This is a genomic window from Methylobacterium sp. yr668 (assembly GCF_900116245.1).
Taxonomy (GTDB): domain Bacteria; phylum Pseudomonadota; class Alphaproteobacteria; order Rhizobiales; family Beijerinckiaceae; genus Methylobacterium.
In genome coordinates this window covers 1-7,528 of sequence record NZ_FOZY01000069.1, presented here as the reverse complement: position 1 = coordinate 7,528, position 7,528 = coordinate 1, and the positions used below count along the sequence as shown (strand labels likewise).

General features: G+C 72.5%; 13 protein-coding genes and 1 pseudogene. 9 read left to right on the top strand and 5 right to left on the bottom strand.

The genetic code is table 11. From position 1 onward, the window contains the following. A pseudogene (locus BM419_RS30930) lies at window positions 1-360 on the bottom strand (porin family protein); the annotation flags it as partial. Between the two features lie 371 nt (window positions 361-731). Here BM419_RS30930 and BM419_RS30925 point away from each other — a divergent pair. The 4 genes from BM419_RS30925 (at window position 732) to BM419_RS30915 (ending at window position 2,628) form a co-directional block, all read left to right on the top strand. Beyond that, window positions 732-1,226, top strand: a complete 495-nt coding sequence (locus BM419_RS30925; protein WP_091928703.1) for a GAF domain-containing protein — start codon at window positions 732-734, stop codon at window positions 1,224-1,226. 114 nt (window positions 1,227-1,340) lie between these two features. Then, window positions 1,341-1,490 (top strand): hypothetical protein, encoded by a 150-nt coding sequence (locus BM419_RS32695; protein WP_020096531.1) that lies wholly within the window; start codon window positions 1,341-1,343, stop codon window positions 1,488-1,490. A 105-nt stretch (window positions 1,491-1,595) separates the two neighbouring features. Beyond that, on the top strand, window positions 1,596-1,820 hold the full coding sequence (locus tag BM419_RS30920; protein WP_091928702.1) for a hypothetical protein: 225 nt from the start codon (window positions 1,596-1,598) through the stop codon (window positions 1,818-1,820). 349 nt (window positions 1,821-2,169) lie between these two features. Then, window positions 2,170-2,628: a Ros/MucR family transcriptional regulator gene (locus tag BM419_RS30915; protein WP_020096529.1), complete on the top strand. Its 459-nt coding sequence runs from the start codon at window positions 2,170-2,172 to the stop codon at window positions 2,626-2,628. A gap of 76 nt (window positions 2,629-2,704) precedes the next feature. On the opposite strand, the gene BM419_RS30910 is transcribed toward BM419_RS30915, so the two are convergent. Then, window positions 2,705-2,962: a hypothetical protein gene (locus tag BM419_RS30910; protein ID WP_020096528.1), complete on the bottom strand. Its 258-nt coding sequence runs from the start codon at window positions 2,960-2,962 to the stop codon at window positions 2,705-2,707. A 122-nt stretch (window positions 2,963-3,084) separates the two neighbouring features. On the opposite strand from BM419_RS30910, the gene BM419_RS30905 reads away from it, so the two are divergent. Beyond that, window positions 3,085-3,333: a DUF6894 family protein gene (locus BM419_RS30905; protein WP_020096527.1), complete on the top strand. Its 249-nt coding sequence runs from the start codon at window positions 3,085-3,087 to the stop codon at window positions 3,331-3,333. Between the two features lie 29 nt (window positions 3,334-3,362). Beyond that, on the top strand, window positions 3,363-3,641 hold the full coding sequence (locus tag BM419_RS30900) for a hypothetical protein (protein WP_026605481.1): 279 nt from the start codon (window positions 3,363-3,365) through the stop codon (window positions 3,639-3,641). A 10-nt stretch (window positions 3,642-3,651) separates the two neighbouring features. Here the strand turns inward: BM419_RS30900 and BM419_RS33345 are convergent, their stop codons facing one another. After that, on the bottom strand, window positions 3,652-3,780 hold the full coding sequence (locus BM419_RS33345; RefSeq protein ID WP_020096525.1) for a hypothetical protein: 129 nt from the start codon (window positions 3,778-3,780) through the stop codon (window positions 3,652-3,654). Window positions 3,781-3,984: 204 nt separating this feature from the next. Here BM419_RS33345 and BM419_RS30895 point away from each other — a divergent pair, with 204 nt between their 5' ends. From BM419_RS30895 to BM419_RS30885, 3 genes are all read left to right on the top strand, one after another. After that, window positions 3,985-4,527, top strand: a complete 543-nt coding sequence (locus BM419_RS30895) for a DUF3016 domain-containing protein (RefSeq protein WP_091928701.1) — start codon at window positions 3,985-3,987, stop codon at window positions 4,525-4,527. A gap of 181 nt (window positions 4,528-4,708) precedes the next feature. After that, on the top strand, window positions 4,709-6,199 hold the full coding sequence (locus BM419_RS30890; protein ID WP_091928700.1) for a sensor histidine kinase: 1,491 nt from the start codon (window positions 4,709-4,711) through the stop codon (window positions 6,197-6,199). After that, on the top strand, window positions 6,196-6,561 hold the full coding sequence (locus tag BM419_RS30885; RefSeq protein WP_042672258.1) for a response regulator: 366 nt from the start codon (window positions 6,196-6,198) through the stop codon (window positions 6,559-6,561). The genes BM419_RS30890 and BM419_RS30885 overlap by 4 nt, the downstream gene beginning before the upstream one ends. Before the next feature lie 103 nt (window positions 6,562-6,664). Here the strand turns inward: BM419_RS30885 and BM419_RS30880 are convergent, their stop codons facing one another. Together BM419_RS30880 and BM419_RS32170 are read right to left on the bottom strand one after the other, a co-directional pair. Then, window positions 6,665-6,862, bottom strand: a complete 198-nt coding sequence (locus BM419_RS30880) for a hypothetical protein (protein ID WP_091928699.1) — start codon at window positions 6,860-6,862, stop codon at window positions 6,665-6,667. Window positions 6,863-6,907: 45 nt separating this feature from the next. Beyond that, window positions 6,908-7,528, bottom strand: a 621-nt coding sequence (locus BM419_RS32170; RefSeq protein WP_139257179.1) for an autotransporter outer membrane beta-barrel domain-containing protein, incomplete at its 5' end; no start/stop codon positions are given.

The window sequence follows — 7,528 nt, the reverse complement described above, 5'->3', positions numbered from 1 at the left end:
GAAGTCGAGGTACTGGGCGTCGGCCTCGACACCGATCACGAGGCCGGAGCCGGGGGTGATCTGCCAGTTGTAGCCGATCTGGCCACCGCCGGAGAAGCCGTCCTGGCTGCGGTTGCGGAAGGAGGCGACGGTGCCGGGGGCGGCGTAGGGGAAGGGGACGGCGAAGGTGTTGCCGGTGTTGCGGTCGCTGGCGTCGAAGGCGTAGCCGGCGTTGATACCGAAGTAGGCGCCGGTCCAGGTGAACACCGGGACGGGGGTGAACACCGGCGGCGGGGCGGCGCGGCGCGGCAGGTCGGCGGCCGAGGCGGCGCCGGTCAGGAGAGCCGTGGCGGCGCTCGCGAGCAGAAGCTTCTTGATCATCTGGTCCTCTGTCTCCCGTTGGACGGGATGTGTGCGGGGCGGACAGGACGTCAGGATGTGCGGGCGCGATAGTGTATTGTTGCAACAGCGCCGGCGGGGGTCCGGAGCCGGTGGACCGAAAGGTGCGCTGGAGCACATCATCGCGGCGTCGTGATCCGGTGTCGCGGAACTATTTCGCGACTTCTGTCGCGGAGGTCCGCCGCGACGACCAATATGCGCACGCTGCGACCGCACATCTCCGCGCGCCCGATCCCGTCGGCGAAACGCTTGATCCAGGTTGTTGCCCACCGCGCCGGTGCCCGACAGACTTGTACAGTGGCATCGCATGGGTTGTTGCCCGATCGATCGGAGTGCTCGCGGCCGCGTCCCACATGGATGAACTCTCCCTGGATCCCGCCTCGGGTCTGGTTCGGGCCGCCCACCGCTTGGCGACCGCCCGGTCCCTGGAGGACACGGTTGCGATCCTGCGCGAGACCGCGCGGGAGATCGCGGGCTCCGACGGGATCGCGGTGGTTCTGCGCGAGGGCGACGCCTCCTTCTACGCCGCCGAGGACGCGATCGAGCCGCTGTGGCGCGGCCGCAGGTTCCCGCTGACGGCGTGCATCTCGGGCCGCGCGATGCTCGACGACGCGACCATCGTGATCCCGGACATCGAGTGCGATCCCCGGGTGCCGCTCCCCCTCTACCGCCTGACCTCGATGCGCAGCCTCGTGATGGTTCCGATCGGCTCGCCCGAGCCCGTCGCCGCACTGGGCGCCTACTGGTGCGCCTCGGTCATCCCGGACGACGCGACGGTCCGCCGGCTCGAGGATCTGGCCCGGCACGCGGCCACCGCCCTGGCACGGCCGCGCCCGGCGGGATCGTGACGGTCGCGGCCGCGCGGGTCCGCGGCCGCAGGATCCCGTTCCGGCCGGGATCGATCGGCCGTCCCGGCCGTTCCCCGCCCTCAGGCCCCCGCACGGAAGACCCAGACCCGCCACATGAAGCGCCTCACCCTCATCGGCATCTTCATCGTCCTGCTGCTCGCCATCGTGGCGATCGCGGCCACGTGGTCGAAGGTCACGCCCGTCAATCCGGCAGTCGCGCCGGACACGTCCGCGACGCCCAACCCCACCGGCGAGCGGAAATGAGGCCGCGCTGACGCATCGCCCGGTACGCCGGTCCCGGCGACCGCGCCGGGAACATGCGGGGACCTCCCGCCTTGGGCCTACACGAAGGACCGCAGGGAGGGACGGATGGGACAGGATGTCGACGCCGCACGCGAGGCCCTGGGGACCGTCCCGCCGGGCCGGCCGGCAGCCCCGGAGAAGCGGGCCGACCCGGCGGCCGGCGGCAGCGGTCCCCACGCACCGGGCCCCGTTGATCCCGGCTCCGACGCGGCGCCGGAGAGCGGCGGCTACGACACCCGACCGCCCGCGCCGCAGTCCGACAACCGGAAGGGCGGGTACGGCGCCGGCTGAGGCGCGCGAACCCCCTTCATCCGTCCATCGCCCTCAAGGCGCGGCGCTTTGCCTGTGCCGGCGCGCGCGGGTCGCCCGTCGAAGTCGCCTGCGGGCGCGCGGGGTCGTTCGGCGGCGCTGATCGGCGTCGTTCGAGGCTGTCGCGCGGTCAGCCGGGTCACCCCCGTCCGGACGCGCCGAGATCCTCTGCGGTCGATGCAGACGTGCAACGAACGGCGCACCCGTCGGCCTCCGCACGGCGCGAGAAAATCTAGAGATATTCATCGAGTCTTCGTTCTATATTTACGCTGTTTAAACCCTTGCCGCGCCCAAACCGTGGGAACGTAAATCGCTCGCTGGAAGTCCGATCATGAATGAGACCTTCGATGAGACATCCAACACCTTGGCCGTGATGACCGCCGAGCTTGTGGCCGCCTACGTGTCGAACAATCCGGTGCCGGCCGCGGAGCTTCCGGCCCTGATCGCACGGGTGCACGGCGCGATCAGCGGACTCGTCGCCGGGACGCCGGCGGCGCAGGCCGGCGCGGCCCCGCAGGCCGAGGTCGAGAAGCCGAGCGCGGCCCAGATCCGCAAGTCGGTCCGGCACGACGGGATCGTCAGCTTCATCGACGGCAAGCTCTACAAGACGCTGAAGCGCCACTTGGCCAGCCACGGCCTGGATCCGCGCAGCTACCGCGACAGCTACGGCCTGCCGACCGACTATCCGATGGTCGCCCCCGGTTACGCCGAGCAGCGCTCCGCCCTCGCCAAGGCGATCGGCCTCGGCCAGCCCGGCGCCATGGCGCGGCGCGGCGGCACGGACCACTGATCCCCGACAGGCGCGTCGCCGCCCGGGCGGCGAGACCGCCGGCTGCCCGGCCGACCGCGCGGGTATCGCCGGGCGGTCAACCCTCCGGGCCGGCGCGGCGCTTCTCCCGGACCCCGCCCGCCCCGGTGCGGCCGCGGGCGTAGCCCAGCGATATCAGCCCGCCCTGCCGGGCGAGGCGCCGCTCCAGCGCGTCGAGATCGACCAGAGCGTCCGCGATGGCTGCGACGAGCGCGGCCCACGCGTCGCCCTTCGCCGCCCTGTGATAGGCCACGGCGATCGTCTCGGCCTCCCTGAGACGAATCTCCGCAGGGGCCGCCTCGGGATCTGGGTGCATCGCCGTCCGAATCCGTATAGAACATATCACGAACAAAGCGCATCGGCGCGGTGGGTTCAACCGCGGATGCGCCCCGTTCCCGGATCGCGGTGGAGTGCTGTGGATTGATCGAGGGAAGCTCAATGCCGACGCGGCTTTACCGCTTCCACTGCACGGACGGCCACGAGCTGGTGACCGACCTGCGCGGCAGCCGGTTTCCGAACGCGGCGCAGGTGCGGGCCCACGCCGATCGGGTCGCGCTCGCGCTGATGGAGCGGGTCGTGGAGCGGTTCGACTGGTCGGGCTGGCAGGTCGAGGTCTACGACGCCAAGGGCCGTCGGGTCTGGATCCGGGCCTTCCCGGATGTGTGCGTCGACAGGCGGGCCGCCTGAGACGGGTGGCCGAGCAGAAGGAGAAGCAGATGGCGTTCAAGCCGAGATCCGCCGCCGAGACCAAGGCGCGCGACCTGGGTCTGGCCCTGGCCCGGATCGCCGAGGACGCGGGCACGCCGGCCCATATCGGCGTCGACCGCTTGCGGCGCGCGAGTCCCCGGCTGACCCCGCTGGCGGTGGGTCAGATGGTGCGCCGGGAGCGGGACACCGTCGAGGCGACCCTGGCCGAGCGCGGTCTGGCGCTCGTCGACTATTCCGATCAGGGGCCGGGTCGCGGGATGGAATTCGTCATCGACGCGGCGGCCTGAGCGGCGCGGGTCAGGCCGCCGCCGGGCGGCTCCGCAGAAGGCGGCCGACCAGGCGGAACGGCAGGAGCGGCAGCTTGATCAGCGCCGTGACCACCAGCACCGCCACGACGGTGAGAAGCGCGAGAACAGAGTTCATCATGCGCGTCGGACTCCCATGACCGGCTCGCCCCTCGGGCCGGGTGCGCTACGAGGCGCCCGGATCACGGCGAGACTATGGACGGTCGGGCGCCATTCGGTCGCAGCCGGACATCCGCGCGGGGCACTGGATACCGGGCCCCGTTCGGGCGGTTCTTCCCGGCAAGCCTGCCCCGGTCAGGCCGCCACACGCGGAGAGGAGGTCGGTATGCGCACGCGTCTCGCCGGAAGATCGGCCGCGCTCGCCGCCGCGGCCGCACTCTCGGTGATCGGGTCGTCCGCGGTCCCCGCCCGGGCACAGCCGGCGGCACAGGCGCAGGTGACCGTGCGCTACGCCGCGCCGGAGCGGTTCACCGATGCCGAGAACCGCTTCGGCTCCGGGCAGCCGCTCCGGGTCACCCTGGCCGAGCTGACCCGGATCTTCACGGATCTCGGCACGGCGCGGCTTCGCCCCGACGAGCGTCTCGACATCACGGTGCTCGACGTCGATCTGGCGGGCTTCGACCGGCCCGGCTTCGCGACCCCGACCGGCCTGCGGGTCGTGACGGACGCCACGCCGCCGCGGATCCGCCTCGCCTACAGCCTGCGTCGCGGCGGCCGCGCCGTGGCACAGGGCGCGGACACGGTGACGGACATCAACTTCCTGCTGACGTCCAATCCCCGCTTCTCCACCGGCGGCCTCTACTACGAGCGGCAGATCCTGCGCGACTGGTTCGCCCGGCGCTTCCCGGAGCCCGCGGGCCGCGGCTAGAACCCGTCTGCCGGCCCGACGACGCGACCGGGCCGGAGCCGGCGGCGCCCCTACCGGGCAGAGGAGCGGTGTAGTAGCGTCGGCGTGACCCGCACGCCGGGCCGGCCGACCCGATCGGTCGCGGCCCGGGCTTCCACCCTCTGCGCTCGCCCGAGCCGGAGTCTCACGAGTCGGTCACCGCATGAGCGAGGCCCGCATCTTCTCGGCCGGCTGCAGCGAACTCGCCGACCTCGTCCGGAGCTTCGACTGGGCGAGGACGCCGCTGGGTCCCATCGCCGACTGGCCGCAGAGCCTGGTCTTCGCGGTCAGCACGCTGCTGCAATCGCCGGTGCCGATCGTGCTGCTCTGGGGCGAGGACGGCATCATGATCTACAACGACGCCTATTCGGGCTTCGCGGGCGGCCGCCATCCCGAGCTCCTCGGCTCGAAGGTGCGCGAGGGCTGGCCGGAGGTCGCCGACTTCAACGACAACGTCATGCGCGTCGGCCTCGCCGGCGGGACGCTGTCGTACAAGGACCAGCAACTGACCCTGCACCGCTACGGCCGGCCCGAGCCGGTCTGGATGAATCTCGACTACTCGCCGGTCTTCGGGGAGGACGGGCGCCCGGCCGGGGTCATCGCCATCGTGGTCGAGAGCACCGAGCGGGTTCTGGCCGAGCGCCGCCTGCGCGCGAGCGAGGAGCTGTTCCGCACCCTCGCCCAGGGCATCCCCCAGCTCGTCTGGCGCGCCGCGATCGACGGGGCCTGCATCTGGTCGAGCCCGCAATGGCACGCCTATACCGGGCAGACCGACACGATGAGCCTGGGCTGGGGCTGGCTGGCGGCGGTCCATCCGGACGATGAGGCGGTCGCCGCAGCCGCGTGGCGCGACGCGCCGGTGAGCGGCCACCTCTCCTTCGAGCACCGGCTCCGCAACGCCGCCGAGGACCGGTTCTGCTGGTTCCAGACCCGCGCCGCGCCGGTCCGCGACGCGCAGGGCCGGATCGTCGAGTGGCTCGGCACCTCGACCGACATCGACGATCTGCGCCAGCTCCAGGAGCGGCAGCAGGTCATGGTCGCCGAGCTGCAGCACCGGACCCGGAACCTCCTCGGCGTCGTGCGCTCCATCGCCAAGCAGACCATGGCCCAGACCGGACCCGGCGAGACGTTCCGGCAGCGGTTCAACGATCGCCTGTCCGCCCTCTCGCGGGTCCAGGGCCTCCTCTCGCGCTCCGATCAGGAACCGATCACGCTCCGCTCCCTGATCGAGACGGAACTCGCCGCCCTCGACGCCCCGGCCATGCCAGTGCGCATCCGGCTGCACGGGCCCGTGGTGCGGCTGCGCAAGGCGACGGTGCAGACCTTCGCGCTGGCCCTGCACGAGCTCGCCACCAACGCGCTGAAATACGGCGCGCTCACCACCGCGCAGGGACGCCTGAGCGTGACGTGGCGGACCTACCGCGCGGACGACGGCGGCGGCCGGCTGCTGGTGGAATGGGTGGAGGAGGGTCTCGTTCGCGGACCGGAGCTGGCGGACGCGGCGCCGCGGGGCGGCTACGGTCGGGAACTGATCGAGCACGCCCTGCCCTACGCCCTGAAGGCGACGACCAGCTACGAACTCGGCGCCACGGCGCTACATTGCTCGATCAACATCCCGCTCCCCGAGGGAGAAGCCGCAGGCAACCCCACATGACCTCGAAACCACGCGCGCTGGCCGGCAGGCGGGTCCTGCTCGTCGAGGACGACTACTTCATCGCCGTCGATCTCAAGTCCGGCTTCGAGGAAGGCGGCGCCCAGGTGCTGGGTCCGGTCGCGAGCGTCGGCGAGGCGCTGGCGCTGATCGCCGGCACGACCGAGATCGACGCCGCGGTCCTCGACATCAACCTGCAGGACGAGCTCGTCTATCCGGTGGCCGACGCGCTGCACGCGCGCGGCGTGCCCTTCCTGTTCGCGACCGGCTACGATCCGGTCGCCGTGCCCTCGCTCCACGGCGCCGTCGCCCTCTGCCAGAAGCCGATCGACCCGCAGGTCGTGGCGCGGGCGCTGTTCGGCTGACATTACCCGGCTGTCGGTGGCGCGAGCCGCGGCGGCGCGGCGGATGTTTCCCGTGAAACATCCGCGCGGGCATCGATTCCCGCGCCGCTGCCGGCGCCGCACGTCAGCGATCCCCGAAGAGGCGCGCGATCGCGCCGGCGGCCAGCCACAGGCCTCTCAGGAGCCACCAGACCAGCCGGCCCGCCTGGACCAGCAGCTCGACGGCTTCGAGACCGTCGAGCACGCGCCGGAAGAAGCCGCGCCGGCGGACTGCCGGTGCGGGCTCGGGCGGTGGCTTATCCGGGCCGTCTCTCCCGCGCATGCGTGCCTCCGGACCACGGCGCCGGCCGGGTAAAGGCGGCGCCCCTCACCACGCGGCCTGGAGGCCGGCGGTGAACACCTGGGCGGTGGCGCCCGGGCGGACGTCTCCGGTATAGCCCACCGACAGCCGCACGCCCGCGGCGACCGCCCCCGTCAGGCTCACCCCCAGCACCGCGCCGTCCCGGCCCAGCGCGCTCGTCCGGCCCGCGAACCCCGCCCCGAACAGGCTCGAGCGAACCACCGCCGCCGTGTCGGCCAGCTCGTGCGCCCAGTACGCCCGACCCTCAAGGCGCAGGTCCGGAATGCCCGCCAACGCCCAGCTCGTCACCCGCCCGCCGACCAGGCTGCGCGCCGCGTCGAGGTCGGCCACCGCGAAGCCCTGCCCGCCGAAGCCCTGCCCGCCGAAGCCCTGCCCGCCGAAGCCCTGCCCGCCGAAGCCCTGCCCGCCGAAGCCCTGCCCGACCAGACCGCCCCGCTCGGACACACGGCCCCGCGTCAGCCGGTCGTAGCTGAAGCCCACCTCCGGCACGACCTCGACCGGCAGGCCGGTCGCCAGCGCGTAGCCGGCAAAGCCCGACACCCCGCCGTTCCAGCCCGACGACAGCCCGGACGCCTGCGACACCGCCGCGCCCAGCGCCACCGTCCGGTCCACCCGCCCGTCCGCGTA